The following is a 15,799-nucleotide window of genomic DNA, read 5'->3' as shown; positions in this document are numbered from 1 at the left end:
CTCTGATATCATTGACCAGCCCGAGGCTTAGTCTTTCTTGCAGTTACAGGGAGTCCAGGGCTTGAGCTGCTTGAAGAAGTCATTGCCCTTGTCGTCGACGAGGATGAAAGCGGGGAAGTCTTCGACCACAATCTTCCAGATGGCCTCCATACCCAGTTCGGGATACTCTACACACTCGATGCTCTTGATGCTGCTCTGTGAGAGTACTGCTGCCACGCCACCGATGGTGCCGAGGTAGAAACCGCCATGCTTCTCGCACGCATCGGTAACCATCTGGCTGCGGTTGCCCTTGGCTATCATCACCAGACTTGCTCCATGAGACTGGAATTCATCTACATAGGGGTCCATACGGTTGGCTGTAGTGGGGCCCATTGAGCCACAGGGATAGCCAGCCGGTGTCTTGGCGGGTCCGGCATAGAGTATGGGGTGATCCTTGAAGTATTGTGGCATCTCCTCGCCGGCGTCGAGACGCGCCTTGAGCTTGGCGTGAGCGATGTCGCGGGCTACGATGATGGTACCCTTGAGGTTGACGCGGGTAGAGACGGGATACTTGGTGAGCTCGGCACGCACGGCGTCGATGCCCTTGTCCAGGTCTATCTCAATGCCCTTGGCGCCTTCGCCGGGGCGACGATACTCTTCGGGGATGAGGTCAGAGGGGTTGGTGTCCATCTTCTCGAGCCAGATACCGTCACGGTTAATCTTGGCCTTGATGTTGCGGTCGGCCGAGCAGCTTACGCCCATACCGATGGGGCAGCTTGCGCCGTGGCGGGGCAGACGTATCACGCGGATGTCGTGGGCCAGAGCCTTGCCGCCGAACTGTGCGCCGAGTCCAATCTTGTGGGCCTCGTCGAGGAGCTTCTGCTCAAGATCGATGTCGCGGAAAGCGCGGCCGGTCTCGTCGCCTGTGGTAGGCAGCGCGTCATAATACTTGATGCTGGCGAGCTTGACGGTGAGCAGGTTCTTTTCTGCCGAGGTACCGCCGATGACAAAGGCGATGTGGTAGGGAGGACATGCGGCTGTGCCCAGACTCTTCATCTTCTCTACGAGGAAGGGCAGGAGAGTGCCCTCGTTCTGGATGGTAGCCTTGGTCATGGGGTAGAAGTAGGTCTTATTGGCCGAGCCACCACCCTTGGCCACCATCACGAAGCGGTATTCCTCGCCCTCGACAGCCTCGATGTCTATCTGGGCAGGGAGGTTGCAGCGTGTGTTGACCTCGTCATACATGTTGAGCGGGGCGTTCTGCGAGTAGCGCAGATTGTCCTCGGTGAAGGTGTTGTAGACACCGCGGCTCAGCGCCTCTTCGTCCTCAAAGCCAGTCCATACCTGCTGACCCTTCTCGCCGTGGATGATGGCGGTGCCGGTATCCTGGCAGAAGGGCAGGATGCCCTTGACAGCAGTCTCGGCATTGCGCAGGAACTGCAGCGCTACATACTTGTCGTTCTCCGACGACTCGGGGTCGCGCAGGATGGCAGCCACCTGCTCGTTGTGCTCACGGCGGAGGGTGAACTCTACGTCGTGGAAAGCCTGCTGAGCCAACAGCGTGAGCGCTTCCTTGCTTACTTTCAGTATTTCTTTGCCTTCAAATTCGCCGGTGCTTACACCCTCAGTGCTGAGCAGGCGATACTCCGTTGTGTCCGGGCCAAGCTGGAACATGGGAGCATACTTAAAATCTGGAGTTGCCATGTTGTTTTGTTTATAATGTGTTATTGTCGTTGTCGTTGTAAGTCAGCGCCCGGCAGAGATGACCGCTGTCGCTGTGGGAGTCATACCTGTTGGGCATGACAAAGTTAGCAATAATTTCTGACACAATGCCACTTTACCGGATATTTCTTGCATAATCGTCGAAGAAATGCTCTGCCGGATTACCCCAAACGGTCATTAGACCGTCAGGGGTGTTGCGATTAGCCGCAGGCGTTACCTGTAGCAGGACATAATATAGGATGATATAAACACAAAAAGCCATGGCGGCTGTTGTCGGCTTCGCCTTTTTGGTGACGGTGGCGACGCCAGTCGGAAAACGAATTTTCCTCCTTGTCATCACCACCATCCCCAACGCCATGCGCTGCATGGCGACAACAGTCGCCATGGTAAAAAAAAAGCGGCCGTTGGCCGTTCAAAAAGTCCGCCGTTGGCGGTAAAAAAACAACTGCTTGTAGTGGCTCATCGAAGAGAGCAATGAAGAAGAGGTGTTATATATCGACAAGAAATAAGCTAATCACTTTTTGTATCTTCTTATGCGAGTATATAGAGAATATCGAAGCGCATGTTACTCATTTCTTGTTGGCAGAGTGGGCGCGTGATAATCGAAAAATGCACCGGAGGTGGGAAAAAAGTCAACATTTATTTGCAGGTGTCTCTGCTAATTAGTACTTTTGTCGTTATACGCAACCATACCTAAAAGCAATATGAATGCAAAACGACTATTACTCCTGACGGCTGTATGCCTGACCATCGGAGTCACAGAGGCGCCTGCCCAGGGTTTTCTCAACAAGCTAAAGAAGAAGGGAATGAAAATCATCAAAGATGCCGTTCCTAATCCCGTGAAAGACGTGACCGACGCGGCTGCAAATCCAGAACGCGTAGTAAACAGAGCCAAGAACCGTGTGACCGGCGGCAATGCCTCGCAGAGTGGCAACAGCCGACGCTCTCGAACCCAGGCGACCAATCGTGCCGCCACTGGCCAGCGACGCGAGGTAAAACCTGCTAAAAAGCAAATCACCATCAAGCTCTACCGAGGTCTGGGACCATCGACATGGGAGGGACGCAAGACCCAGCATACCCCCAAGCCACCTATGCAGTGTCCCAAGCAGCCCGACTGGTTTAGTTCACTCCCTTTCCCACAGGATATGGACAACGCCACCCTCGCCGAAGAGTATGCGATGATAAACAAATGGGTCGAGGATGGCAAACCATCGTGCGAGCCGGTGCTCGTGCGTCGTGAGCAGATTAACGATGAAATGTCCGGCCGTCATCATGCTCTCGACAAAGCCGTCGAATATCTACTCAGCGACCTCGAGAACGAAGACGGCTACTACGAAGCGGCTGAGCCGCTGGAGGACGATTTCTTCAAGCATGCCATGCAGTCAGACCTGGCGCCCTTGTACCCAGGGCTGAATGAAAAGACAGTAGAGTATTTCAAAAGCATAGACCGCAAGACCAAGGAGGTTACAGTGCGTGTGTATGAGGGCAACTCGGCGTATGATAACAAGATGCATATCGGCGAGATGTGGTTCAATCTGCACTTCGGTGACCGCACAGCAACCCTCGAGAGGCTGGACAATGACGAGTCGGTAGGCAAAGACTATACCGTGCCTTCCACTGTGCGCTATGCAGGTTGCGTCTTCCGCGTGACGGAAATCGGCGCAAGCGCCTTCCAAGGCATGAAGATGCGGTCGGTGACACTCTCGCCGGGTCTGAAGGTCATTGGCACCCACGCGTTCTACGAAACCCGCATCTCAGAAATCAGCATACCGCCCACGGTGACCAAGATAGACTCCCACGCCTTCGGTGCAAATCCCGCACTCAAGCGCATCGTCCTGCCCAACAGCGTGAAGACCATAGGACGTGGCGTCTTCTCGGGTTGTACCGGGCTCACCGAAGCCGTATTGCCCAACCGCGTGGAAACAATGGAGAATACGGTGTTCTGGGGTTGCAAGTCGCTCACCAGCGTGACCCTGCCCCAAAACCTCACCGTGCTGGAGGAAGCAACCTTTAGAGACTGCACCTCGCTTACCCATGTCGACTTGCCCCAGTCGGTAGCTGTCATCAAGGAAAACGCATTCTGCAACACAGCCATGACCTCTGTGCCCTTGACCGAGAGCCTCAAGGAGATACGGAGTGGCGCTTTTGAGGACTGCAACAGACTCACTTCGGTCTCGCTGCCCAGCCGCGTGGCGTTAGACATGTGGGCGTTCAAGAACTGCAAGTCTCTGCGCAAGGCAGCCATCGGCGTGCAGTACAAGGACATACCCGACGATGTCTACATGATGTTCATTGGCTGTCCGTTTGCCCAGAAGCCACTGACCAAGATGCCCGCCTGCGTGACATTCAACGAGTAGAGCCCCTCTCTCTACATAGATATATCGGCCGTCATGGCCTTAACGACAAGAGCAGCCCATCGGGGCTGCTCTTATTGTTAGGTTCCTATAGACCGTATGCTGCTGGGCACTCTCAGCTCATCAGCTCGACGACGGAAGGGGTAAGCAGGGCGGTCAGTATGCCGTTGAGCGTGAGTCCGAGGCTGGCGTAGGCCCCCACAAACTCGTCGCGCTCCATCGCCACCGATGTGCCCACGGCATGCGATGCCGCTCCGAGCGACAGGCCCTTGGCCATGGGGTTGTGTATATGGCCCACCGCCATGAGCTTGAAGCCCACCACGCCGCCTATGAGTCCGGTTATCACGACGATGGCTGCCGTGAGCGACGGTATGCCGCCCAGTGCCTGCGTCACCTCCATCGCTATGGGCGTGGTCACCGACTTGCTGGCGAGCGACGCCACCACCTCGCGCGAGGCGCCGAGCATGCGCGCTGTCGCCACCACGCTGATGATGCCCACGATGCACCCCATCATCTGCGAAGCCAGTATCGGCAATATCTGCTTCTTGATCTGCGACAGCTGCAGATAGAGCGGCACTCCCAGAGCTACCACCGCAGGCTTCAGCCAGAACTCTATCATCTGTCCGCTTTTGTGGTAGGTGTCATAGGGTATGTCGCAAGCTGTGAGAAACGCTATCATCAGCCCTATCGCTATCAGTATAGGGTTGAGCAGGATGGACCCCGTGCGGCGCTGCAGCATCTTGGCACCCTGGTAGATGCCGAAGGTGAGCGCCAGGAGAAAGTACTCGTTGGTCAGGATTTGGTCAATCATGCTTGCTCCTTTCTTCCATCTTGTCCTTGATTTTGTTCGTAATCTTCTTCTCGCCCTTTGCCACCACCTGGTGGGTGTGGCCCGTGACCAGCAGCACCAGGGCGGTGCTTACCAGTGTGGCGCCGACGATGGGCAGGAGCTCTGCCCTAATCAGGTCGAAGTGCAGCATCAGCGCAACGCCTGGCGGCACGAAGAAGAAACCCAGATTGGCTATCAGGAAGTCGGTAAGACCTCTTACCCATTCCAGTTTTATCACTTTTACCTTCAGCAGCAGCGTGAGCAGCAGCATACCTATGATGCTTGAAGGCAGTTTCACTCCGGTGAGCATCGTTATCAGCTCGCCCGCAGCCATACATCCGAAGAGGATGAAGCATTGTCTGACCATAATTTACACGATGAAGGGTTATCCTATTAACACTCTTATAATTGTAATCGGGTGCAAAGGTATATAAAATATCCGACATGGCGTGTACTCATGCCCCTAAACTTTAGGATAGCCCCCTTGCAGCCCCCGCGTTACGCCCCGCCATCGCCATCATGCCCTTGCGAGGCGTCTGGGCGTCGCAAGGGGTTGTGCAGCAGGCGTCTGCCGGCCTCCTGTTGACCTCTGTTGGTTCGTATCTTATGTTACGTGACCTCGTGCCTTACGATACGTGCCCTCGTAACATAAGTCACGGACCCACGTATCGTATGACACGAGCCGCCAATGTGGCTCAGTGGCTCAGCCAGTGGGCCCGGCAGAGCGCCGCCAACGACAGAGAGCAGCCTGTGGGGGCTGCTCTCGTGGTCTTGTAGGGTCAGTATGCTGGCGGGCGTCATCGCCCTTGCGCTATGGATGGTGCTACTGGTTCAGTCGGCGCTCTATCCAGAGGCAGTCGTCATGGCTCAGCCGTCGGCTTGTCTCTGCCTCGAAGTCGTGCTGGCTGCCTATGCGCTTGGCAGCAAGATGGTGCATGAGGTCGAAGAAAGCCTTGTCGCCGATGCGCTGCTGCAGGTCGTAGAGCAGAATAGCACCCTTGTGGTAGAAAGTGTGCTGCGAGCCCTCGGCCTGGCGGGCCAGGCCCTTGATGGGGCAAGCTGTGCGTGCCCACTCGCGGTAAGCCTCTATATAGTCATCGTAGACGGCAGACCCCAAGTGCTGCTTTATGGCGCACAGCGAACTGTACTCGGCAAAGCTCTCGTTGAGCCAGTCTTCCCACTGGTCAGTGGGTGCCGATGACCACCAGAAGTGCCCAATCTCATGGGCAAGCAGCTGGTACAGCCATTCGTTGTAGCGCTGACAGCAGCAGACGATGAAATTGCGTCGGCTGTAGGCACCGCCGCCCCCTGCAGGAAAGAGGAATATACGCAGCTGTCGCCCGTTGGGCTCAAGGCGGTACAGACGGGTATAGTAGTCCATTATCTCGGCACTGCGGACAGCCACCGTGTCGGCATCGGCGTCGGGGAATCCCAGCGATACCACCTCAATCTTACGCTTGTTGTGGCTGACGGTCTTCTGCTTGAGGTCGGGCGAGGCGATGATGGTGTAGTCGAAGCCCTCCCAAGGCTGCGCCATATGCCAGGAGTCGGCCTTGCGGCTGATGATGCCCGAGCCGGTAAGCTCGAAGCCTGGGGTGATGTGGATGTCTATGTTGGCGGTCGATGTCTCATGGTCGATGTCTATCGGATACCACCCCATGTAGTAGGTGAGCATGACCAGACTGCTGTCGCAGGCGGCAAAGCCATCTTCGGGTATGCTGTCGAGCCGGCAGGTATAGGCAGTGGTGATGCGCGCCGCTCCCCGCGCTGTCCCGGCGTCTATGCGCAGCCGTCCCGATGGGCTTATCCAGGGTGCCTCGATGTCTTTGGCAAACTCGTAGCGGGTGGCTCGTCCATTGACAGCCACTCGTGACAGCTGGGTATATCGCCACAGATAGAGGTCGGCATGGCTGTTGCCACGGAAGTCGATGTCAATGTCGGCCCGCACATCGATGCGCTTGGCGGCAACGTCTATGGTCAGGTCTATGTCGTAGCTGTTTACGATGGGGGTGTTGTCGAGCTTGGTGGCAGTGTCGGTCTGGCATGGCCGCGGCGACTCTGACGCTGCTTCTATCCTTGCCTTGCGCAATCGGTCTTTGACCTGGCTCCATCGGCTGTCGCTGTGGTAGGGCCTTAACAGAGGCTCGAGTAGCAGTTCGGGCAAGAGGTCAGCATCCCGGGCTCCGTAGAGAGTGGCCATACGGTCGAGACTGTAGAAGAGGCTGTCTTTGCAGCCTTGTCGGGCGAAGTTCATGGCATGCCCATACAGGGCGCTTTCGCTCTGGCATGCTGCGGCGATGGTCTGCAGCAAGGCGATGATGATGGCAATAGTTCTGGTTTTCATGTCGGGTGTTGAAAAGGAAACCTCGGCAGCGCCACAGGGCTCTGCCGAGGTAGTTATAGGGTAACGTGTGGATATTAATAACCGAATATCTGCTCGGTGGTCACGCGGTGGATGGGGCCAATCTTCTCGAGGGCTTTCATGTCGAGGTTCTTCTCGTCGCCCAGGATGATGTAGCGGTAGGGCTTCTTGGCCATGGTGCGCTGCTCAAAGTCGACCACGTCCTTGAGGGTCACGCCGGGCAGCGCCTGGTAGATCTTCTCGTTGAGGTCGTAATCGATACCCTTGAAGCGGGCTTCGAGATAGGCGTTGATGACACCAAACTTGGTGACTCTGTTGCTTGCCAACTGCTTGGTGAGCGCCTGCTTGGACAGGTTGAACGCCTTGTCGCTCTGCGGGATGGTGTCGAGTATCTCGTTGAAGGTGCGTATGCAGTCCATCATCTTGTCGTTCTGCGAGATGATATAGGTAATTCCATACTCTGGATGTCCGGGCTTTGGCGAGTTGTTGTAGAACGCGCTGGCGCTGTATGCCAGTCCGCGTGCCTCGCGCAGCTCTTGGAAGACTACGGTGTTCATGCCTCCGCCGAAGTACTCGTTGAAGAGGGAGCTTACTGCTGCCTCGTCGGGGTTCCACGACTTGTTCTCATTGTGATACATTACGAGATAGATGTTCTTGGCGTCGTAGGGCGCAATCCACACCTCGTTCTGTGGAGTGGTCTGCTCCATGTAGTCGCGGTTCTTGAGCGGCTCAGCCATCTTCTTGGGAGTGGCGTGCTGCTTGTCGATGATGGCTGTAAGGTCCTTGACGCTGCGTGGGCCATAGTAGAGTATCTCGTGCTTGTATCCGGGCAGTGCCTTGATGAGGTCGATCAGGGTCTGTGGGTCGGTGGCACGCATCTGGTCAATGCTCATCCGGTTGAGCTGGCTGTTGTACTCGCCATACTGAGCCAGGGCGCGCAGGGCGTTGAAGTTGGCGCGCTGGTTCTTCTTGCTGTCTTCGCGGTCTTTGACATAGAGACCTACCACGTCGTCATAGGCCTGCTTGTCGGCCTTGGCGTTGTGCATCATGTCCTCGGCTATGGCGAGCGCCTTGGGCAGGTTCTCGTCCAGACCGCTGATGATGAGGCTCAGGTTGTATGTACCCACGCTGAAGCGGGTCTGGCATCCCAGCTGGTACAGCTCCTTGTTGATGTCGGCCAGCGTCCTGCTCTTGGTACCGATGTAGCTGAGGTAGTCTGTGGCAATGGGGTAGCGGTTGTCGGCCGATGAGCCAAACTCCCAACGCATTACCATGGTGCTGAGTCCGTTCTCGGTGTTGTGCTTGTAGATGACGGGCAGTCCCTTCTTGGTCTTGGCGAAGGTGAGGTCGCGCTTGAAGTCTACAAACTGGGGCTGGATGGGCTCCACCTTAGCGTTCTTGATGTCGGTGAGGAACTGGCTCTGATACTCTCTGTTGCTGGGGATGGCGGTGATGGCTGGCTTGTCTATCTTCTTCTGCGTAGAGTCTACACCCTGACGCTTGTAGACGGTCACTACGCTCTCGGGCGAGAAGTAGCGGTTGGCAAAAGCCACAATCTGGTCTTTGGTAATGCGCGACACGCGGTCGAGGCTGGTCACCACATCTTCCCACTTCTGGTCGTTGATGAAGGCGTTTACAAACATGTCGGCGCGCGAGTCGTTGCTTTCCAGGGCGCGATACTGCTGCACCTTGTAGTTGTTGATGACCGATGCGAGCAGATTGTCGTCAAACTCTCCCTTCTTCAGTCGTTCCATCTGGTCGAGCAGCAGGGCTCGGGTGTCTTCGAGCTTCTGTCCCTTTACGGGGATGGCGATGAGGTTGAAGCTGCCGTAGTCGTGCAGACCCTGGTAGCCGGCATAGGCATCCATGATCTTCATGGGCTGTACCAGGTTGAGGTCTATCAGACCCGCCTTGCCATTGTAGAGCAGTCGGCCCATGAGCTCGAGCGTATCGGCAGCGGCACTGTTGGCCTGGGGCATACGCCATGCCATAGCCACCATCTCGGCCTCCTGGCCAACGACGCTACTGTCGCGTGGGGCGGTGATGGGCTTCTCTGGCGCGTACTCCGGACGGCTGAGGTTGGTATTGGGCTTCCAGTCGCCGAAGTACTGGTCGATGGTGGCGATGACCTTGTCGGGGTCCATGTCGCCCGCCATGCAGATAGCCACATTGTTGGGTGCGTAGTAGCGGCTGAAGTAGTTCTTGATGTTGACTATCGAGGGGTTCTTCAGGTGCTCCTGTGTGCCGATGGTGGTCTGCGTGCCGTAGGGATGGGTGGGGTAGAGCAGCTTGTTGAGTGCTCCCCACATCTTGCGGTTGTCCTGCGCGAGTCCTATGTTGAACTCCTCGTAGACAGCCTCGAGCTCGGTGTGGAAACCGCGTATCACCATGTGCTTGAAGCGGTCGCTCTGGATTTTGGCCCAGTTGACCACCTCGTTGGAGGGAATGTCCTCGACATAGCAGGTCACGTCGTTGCTGGTGTAGGCATTGGTGCCCTCGGCTCCGATAGACGACATGAGCTTGTCGTACTCGTTGGGGATGTTGTAGCGGGCTGCCAGCTGCGATACCGAGTCTATCTCGTGATAGGCCTTGCGTCGCTGCTCGGGGTCGGTCATCTTGCGGTAGCTCTCGTAGCGCTGCTCTATCTCGTCGAGGTAGGGCTTCTCCTTGGCGTAGTCGGTGGTGCCAAACTGCTGGGTTCCCTTAAACATAAGGTGCTCCAGATAGTGAGCCAGACCGGTGGTCTCGGCTGGGTCGTTGCGCGAGCCGGTGCGCACGGCGATGTAGGTCTGGATGCGTGGCTTCTCCTTGTTTACACTCAGGTACACTTTCAGACCATTGTCAAGCGTGTAGATGCGACTCTGCATGGGGTCGCCCTTAACGGTCTGGTACTTGTAGTCCTTGGCGATGGCTTGCAGTGCCGAGGCCAGCAGGACCAAACCTAAAGCCAGGCCGCGGCCCAGCATACTCATAAAGGTTCTATTCATATTGATATTTGATGATAATATTGTTACCTATTATTATAATAGACGCATGAACGGCTGGAATTGTGACGATTTTAACATACTTTTTGACAGTGGCGTCAGTTCTCGTAGTCTATCTCGTGGTCGAGCAGATTGATGAAGTCGTCGAAGACATCGCGCTCCACGTCGCCCATATTGAACTCCTTCTCGGCGTCCTTGCGTATCTCGCTTATCCACATACGGCGCGCCTCTACATAGTCGGTATGTATGCGGTCTATGTCGGCTTGGGTGATGTGGTCTATGTGGTAATAGTCGAGTATAAGTCTGTAAGTCCACGCCCACTGATAGTCGCGGTAACGGCCGTCGATGGCCACAAACTCGTCGATGATGCTCTGCACGTCGTCGAGGGTGCCGTCCTTAATCTGCTCGATAAGCCGCTGTTCCTCGCTCTCGGGCAGCAAGAGTCCTGAGAGGTCGCTCCAGGCACCTTCGCCTATGGTCGATGCGGGCGGCTCTACGGCTCCGTAGCGCTTGAGCACACGCTTGACCACGGCACCCATATAGATGCGCAGCGCCATGTCGTAGTGGCTGATGCCCATGCGTAGCGAGGCGGCGTTGATGACATACTCGTGGTAGTTGTAGGTCGACACGTTGTCGCCCGATGCCTCGCGCAGCCGCTCCAGGATGGCTTTGCCCTGTATGACCTCGTTGACGGAGAAGGGCGAGAGCCAGTCGAAGTTGACGATGCTGCGGTGCTTGCTCAGCGGACGTATGTCGCGCTTGGGCCACTTGCGTATGTCGCGATACAGACCTACCGTGGTGAGGTTGCGTCCGGGCGAGAGATACATCGTGTCGCCATAGGCAATGAGGTAGGAGAACGGTATGCAACGCGTATCGGGATGATACATCAGTTTGCCGAAGCACACGGAGAACGTGCCTATCTTGGCGGGCATCAGGATATAGGCTCCGCTGGCGGTCTTGGCACCTCGCTCGAGTATGCCATAGTGCATGGGGCCCATCTTGTAGGCATGGTTGGAGAAGTTGGTGGCAGAACCGGCGTTGTAGAAAGAGAACTGCCCGCCGATGAGCAACGAACTCTTGTGGTGTGAGGCGGTAAAGGGTCCGCAGAAGGCGGCGCAGGCTTCACCGTTGCTCATATATGAATTGGCGAAGAAGATGCTCTGCGAGGCGGTAAATCCGTTGCTTATCTTGCAGGCTTCGCCCACAAAGCAGTCTTGCATCTTGACCGAGTTGATGACCGACGAGCCGTCGGAGATGATGGAGTTTTCACAGATTACACCTGTGCCGATATAGACGGGCTGTCCTACGCTCTGCAGGGTGCAGTCGCTGAGTCGCGAGGCACCGCTTATCTCGCAGTCGGGCCCTATCACCGAGTTGATGATTTCCTTGGTGTTGACGATCTTGACTCTCTCGCCGATGGTGCCACGGTCGGGCATGGTGCAGTTGATTTCCTCGCGTATGAGCCGATAGATGGTGTCGCGCAGGTGATGGTCGCTGTGGTGCTTGACCATGAAGGCGGCAAACTGGCTGTTCAGGAGTCCGAACATCATGATGTTGCCTTCGCCTACCTCGTTGAGCACCGACACCACGTTGCCCTGGCCGAAGGTGGCGCCCTCGATGGTCTCCATCACACAGACGTTGGAGATGTAGCAGTTGGCTCCGATGGTGTAGTTGTTGATGTAGTTGCCTATGTTCTCTATCAGACAGTTGTCGCCGATAGTCACATTGCGCAGGGTGGCATTGCGTATGCCCGAGTGCTTGCTGAAGCCGGGGGTCACCTCAATGGTACGCTCGAAGACGCCAAGGCTGACGTCGCCGTAGAACATCACGTTGCGCAGATAGTCGGGCGTGAAATCTTCGCTCACGCTTACGGCAGTCCAGTCTTCAGCCTGGCAGCCATTGAGTTCCAGGATATTAATCTCCTGTTCGCTTAATAGTCGCTGCATAGTTCATGGATAAAAAAGTTATACTTATTCTTCAGATGGATATAAAAAGTCGTTGTAGGGATATTTCTGAACATGGAGCTCGCGGATTTTGCGATAAAGCACATCGCGGAAGTGGTCTATGTTCTCTCGCTCACGGGCAGAGATGAAGAGACAGTTGTCGCTCATCTTGGCCATCCATGTACGGCGCAGCTCGTCGAGCGTAACGTTTTCGCGGGTCATCGGGGTGAGGTCGTCTGCCTCCTTCTCGACCCAGTGGTAATTGTCTATCTTGTTGAAGACAAGCACCATGGGCTTGTCGGCGGAGTCGAGGTCCTTGAGGGTCTGGTTGACCACCTCTATCTGCTCCTCGAAGTCGGGGTGGGAGATGTCTACCACGTGGACCAGCAGGTCGGCTTCGCGCACCTCGTCGAGGGTCGACTTGAAGGAGTCTACCAGGTCGGTGGGCAGCTTGCGGATAAATCCTACGGTATCGGCGAGCAGGAAGGGGAGATTGTCTATCACCACCTTGCGCACCGTGGTGTCGAGGGTGGCAAAGAGCTTGTTCTCGGCAAATACCTCGCTCTTGGCCAGGAGGTTCATGATGGTCGACTTGCCCACGTTGGTATAGCCCACGAGCGCCACGCGCACCATGCGGCCGCGGTTCTTGCGCTGTGTAGTCTTCTGCTTGTCTATTTCCAGCAGTCTCTGCTTGAGCAGCGTGATGCGCTGCAGGATGATACGGCGGTCCATCTCGAGCTGGGTCTCACCAGGGCCGCGCAGTCCCACGCTTCCCTTGCCACCGCCCGAACCAGAGCCACCACCCTGACGCTCAAGGTGGGTCCAGAGGCGCTGCAGACGAGGCAGCATGTAACGATATTGCGCCAGTTCGACCTGAGTCTTGGCGTTGGCGGTCTGTGCGCGCATGGCAAAGATATCGAGGATGAGGCTCGTGCGGTCCAGTATCTTCACCTTGAGCTCGTTCTCGATGTTGCGCATCTGCTTGGCAGACAGCTCGTCATCGAAGATAACCATACCGATTTCCCGGTCGTTGTCTTCTTCGTCTTCTATATACTGCTTGATTTCTTCCAGTTTACCCTTGCCCACGTAGGTCACCGTATTGGGGCCGTTCACTTTCTGGGTAAACCGCTTTACGGTCACCGCTCCAGCCGTATCGGCCAGAAACTCCAATTCGTCTAAGTATTCTGTCGTCTTCTCTTCGTCCTGGTCTTTGGTGATGAGTCCCACCAGTATAGCAGTCTCTGCTTTTACCTCTGAAATTACAAATTCTTTCATCTATAATATATAATATGTGGACAAAGGTAGTGAAAACCGAAAACAATACAAAGAGAATTGTCCCTTTTTTTACCATCGGGACCTATTCTGCCAGTGATAAAGACGGTATAACCCTTGCCGCGGATGAAAGATATGTGCGGCAAGGGTTATACCGTCGTGGTAGTTTATGGCTTGGCGGGCTCCACCTTGACCTTGGCAGGTTCCACCTTGATTTGGAATGGGGTGGTGGGCAGCCCGGCAGAGTTGTAGAGGTTGGCGTCGTCGGGGTTGTCGCCCCAGGCATATCTTACCATCATCGGCACGACGCCCTTGGGGGTGGTTAGCCTTACCTGGTTGGGCGCCACCACTTCGCCCTTGGCCCAGCGGTAAACGCCATCGGCACCTGCCACGGCGAAACCGCAAGCATAGCCGTAGCGGTCGTGACAGACGAGCGTCTCGGCTTCGTTGCGGAGGGTGAGCAGTATGTTGCCGTCGGCAGTACGCTCGGCTCTTACGGGTTGGGGACTGTCGCAATAGACATCGTGCATGCCATATTCATGGTTGAGAGCCATGAGCGACAGACGGTTGGCCACGGTCTGCTTGTCCTTGGGGTGTACATCGTCGGCCTCGCCCACGTCGATGATTACCGCCTGACCCGTATGAGGCAGGCTGAGCGTGGCGTTCTGCGCATCGCGCAACGTGGCCCAGCTGCTCTCCGCCGGTGTGTCGACAGGCTTCATGAAATTGGCCAGCTGAACCCAATAGAACGGCATCTCAGGCCGCTTCCACTGCTCTCTCCAGTCGTTGATCATGGCAGGGAAGAGGCGGTAGTACTCCTGGGCACGGTTGGCATTGTTCTCGCCCTGATACCAGATGACGCCCTTGATGCCATAACGGCAGATGGGGGCAACCATAGCGTTGTAGAGACGCGAGGGATACTTGTTGGGATTGTCGGGCACGAAGCCTTCGAGGTCTTTGACGGCAGAGATGCGGTATTTCCACGGATGCTTGAGGATGGGAATGCGCTGGCTGCCCACGCGGATGAAGTAGAGATAGCGCGGGCCGTAGCAACCGCCGCCACCGTGGTCGTCGATGATTTTCACGGTCAGCTCGTTCTTGCCTGCCTTGAGCACGCCAGCAGGTATGGTGTAGGTGCGCTTGACGGTAAATCCCTTGGTTTCGCCTATGCGCTGGCCGTTGACCCAGGTCACGTCGTCATCGTCTATCATGCCCATGTAGAGGGTGGCCTCCTTGCCGGTCAACTCTTCGGGCACATCAAACTGGGTGGTGGTCCATACCACGCCGTCCATCTTGGCGAGCGTGTCGATGGTCCACAGTCCCGGTACTTCAAGTCTCTGCCAGTCGCTCTTGTCAAAGTCGGTGCGATACCAGCCATCGCGCTCGCCACACTCTTCCCTTACGGCCTTGTCAAACTTGGCTTTGAGCACCTGCCAACGCTTGGCCTGGGCGTCGAGGTCGGCGGTGCGCATCTCTTCTACCAGCGGGTTGTATTTGGGGAACGACTCTATCGCCTTGGGACTCATCCAGGTCTCGATATCGGTGCCTCCCCACGAGGTGTTGATGATGCCCACGGCGCAGTTGAGCCGCTTGGCGAGTTCGCGGGCAAAGAGGTAGCCCACGGCGGTGAAGTCGCCCACCGTCTCGGGTGTCGATACCGTCCAGCTACCCACGACATCGGCTTGGGGAGTCTTTGCCATCGTGCGTTCCACCGTGAACACTCTGATGCCGCTGTTGTGGGCAGAGAGCGCAGCCTCCTCGGCGTTGTCGGCGCTGCAGAGGCGGAACTCCATGTTGGACTGGCCGCTCGCTACCCATACCTCGCCCACGAGGATGTCGCTCACGGTCAGGCTCTCCTTCCCTGTGGTCACGGTCATGGTGTAGGGCCCGCCATAGTTCATCGCCGGCAGCACGGCGAGCCATGTGCCGTCTTTCGCCGTGCGCACGGTGGTGCGGTGGTTGTCTATCGTCACCGTCACCTTCTGACCCTTGTCGGCCCAGCCCCATACGTTTACTGCCTCACCGGCCTGTATCACCATGTGGTCGGTTATCACTGCCGGCAACTTCAGCTTCGCCGTTACGCCCGTGACAAGCATCAGGCATAACATTACTAATATTGTCCTTCTTTGTTTCATGATAATTGTATTGTTTAAGTCAACTGTATTGCTGTCTTTTGCAAAGATAGTGCAAACCGAACGCCATAAGCTTGCTTAGATGGCTGAGGTGCCGCCTATCTTCTGCAAAGATAGCCATATAATCTGACATACAGCCCGTTTTTGCCATTTATTGCAGGTCGGAGATGCAAATTGCGCTCTTCTCCCTGCTCTGCGTGCCGCCCGAGTCATCCCCCGCGT

Annotated in this window: 10 protein-coding genes; 1 reads left to right on the top strand and 9 read right to left on the bottom strand. The window is 56.3% G+C overall.

Annotation, left to right across the window (positions count from 1 at the left end; translation table 11 throughout):
• Positions 1 to 27 precede the first annotated feature (27 nt).
• Complete coding sequence (locus CIK94_RS12090; protein ID WP_094385457.1) at positions 28 to 1,683, bottom strand: fumarate hydratase; 1,656 nt, start codon at positions 1,681 to 1,683, stop codon at positions 28 to 30.
• A 133-nt stretch (positions 1,684 to 1,816) separates the two neighbouring features.
• Positions 1,817 to 2,086, bottom strand: coding sequence for a hypothetical protein (locus tag CIK94_RS12085; RefSeq protein ID WP_094423170.1), 270 nt, complete (start codon positions 2,084 to 2,086; stop codon positions 1,817 to 1,819).
• Positions 2,087 to 2,405: 319 nt separating this feature from the next.
• On the opposite strand from CIK94_RS12085, the gene CIK94_RS12080 reads away from it, so the two are divergent.
• Positions 2,406 to 4,058, top strand: a complete 1,653-nt coding sequence (locus CIK94_RS12080) for a leucine-rich repeat domain-containing protein (RefSeq protein ID WP_094423169.1) — start codon at positions 2,406 to 2,408, stop codon at positions 4,056 to 4,058.
• Positions 4,059 to 4,170: 112 nt separating this feature from the next.
• Here CIK94_RS12080 and CIK94_RS12075 read toward each other — a convergent pair whose 3' ends face one another.
• The 7 genes from CIK94_RS12075 to CIK94_RS12040 all read right to left on the bottom strand — a co-directional run bounded on the left by CIK94_RS12075 (position 4,171) and on the right by CIK94_RS12040 (position 15,580).
• On the bottom strand, positions 4,171 to 4,866 hold the full coding sequence (locus tag CIK94_RS12075; protein ID WP_094423168.1) for an LrgB family protein: 696 nt from the start codon (positions 4,864 to 4,866) through the stop codon (positions 4,171 to 4,173).
• The gene (locus CIK94_RS12070) at positions 4,859 to 5,251 is read right to left on the bottom strand and encodes a CidA/LrgA family protein (RefSeq protein WP_094385463.1); all 393 of its coding nucleotides are present in this window, start codon (positions 5,249 to 5,251) and stop codon (positions 4,859 to 4,861) included. Before CIK94_RS12070 ends, CIK94_RS12075 begins: the two co-directional genes overlap by 8 nt.
• 456 nt (positions 5,252 to 5,707) lie before the next feature.
• Positions 5,708 to 7,228: a M1 family aminopeptidase gene (locus tag CIK94_RS12060; protein ID WP_094423166.1), complete on the bottom strand. Its 1,521-nt coding sequence runs from the start codon at positions 7,226 to 7,228 to the stop codon at positions 5,708 to 5,710.
• A 74-nt stretch (positions 7,229 to 7,302) separates the two neighbouring features.
• Entirely contained in the window at positions 7,303 to 10,233 is a 2,931-nt protein-coding gene (locus CIK94_RS12055; RefSeq protein ID WP_094423165.1) for a pitrilysin family protein, read from the bottom strand.
• A 95-nt stretch (positions 10,234 to 10,328) separates the two neighbouring features.
• Positions 10,329 to 12,176 (bottom strand): DUF4954 family protein, encoded by a 1,848-nt coding sequence (locus CIK94_RS12050; protein ID WP_094423164.1) that lies wholly within the window; start codon positions 12,174 to 12,176, stop codon positions 10,329 to 10,331.
• 24 nt (positions 12,177 to 12,200) lie between these two features.
• Positions 12,201 to 13,448, bottom strand: coding sequence for a GTPase HflX (gene hflX, locus CIK94_RS12045; RefSeq protein ID WP_094423163.1), 1,248 nt, complete (start codon positions 13,446 to 13,448; stop codon positions 12,201 to 12,203).
• Between the two features lie 164 nt (positions 13,449 to 13,612).
• Entirely contained in the window at positions 13,613 to 15,580 is a 1,968-nt protein-coding gene (locus CIK94_RS12040) for a sialate O-acetylesterase (protein WP_094423162.1), read from the bottom strand.
• Between the last annotated feature and the right edge of the window lie 219 nt (positions 15,581 to 15,799).

Origin of the sequence: Prevotella sp. P4-51 (assembly GCF_002251455.1) — a bacterium.
Classification (GTDB): Bacteria; Bacteroidota; Bacteroidia; order Bacteroidales; family Bacteroidaceae; genus Prevotella.
This window is presented reverse-complemented; position numbering and strand designations above follow the sequence as displayed.